Annotated in this window: 2 tRNA genes; both read right to left on the reverse strand. The window is 44.8% G+C overall.

The window, feature by feature from the left end:
- Positions 1-3: 3 nt before the first annotated feature.
- Positions 4-76 (reverse strand) — tRNA-Ala (locus LB941_RS12430).
- Between the two features lie 22 nt (positions 77-98).
- A tRNA-Ile gene (locus LB941_RS12435) sits at positions 99-172 on the reverse strand.
- Positions 173-261: the final 89 nt, after the last annotated feature.

The raw sequence follows: 261 nt of genomic DNA on the forward strand, positions 1-261 counted from the left end.
AAATGGAGCCTAACGGAATCGAACCGATGACCCCCTGCTTGCAAAGCAGGTGCTCTCCCATCTGAGCTAAGGCCCCATAATGATTATTTGATTTAAAATGGGCCTAAATGGACTCGAACCATCGACCTCACGCTTATCAGGCGTGCGCTCTAACCAGCTGAGCTATAGGCCCATAAATTGATTCAAGTAGATCTCTCAAAACTAAACAAAGTTCCGACAATTGTGTAGGTTTCCGTTATTTTCCTTAGAAAGGAGGTGATC

This window comes from Ligilactobacillus ubinensis, from assembly GCF_024160875.1.
GTDB lineage: Bacteria > Bacillota > Bacilli > Lactobacillales > Lactobacillaceae > Ligilactobacillus > Ligilactobacillus ubinensis.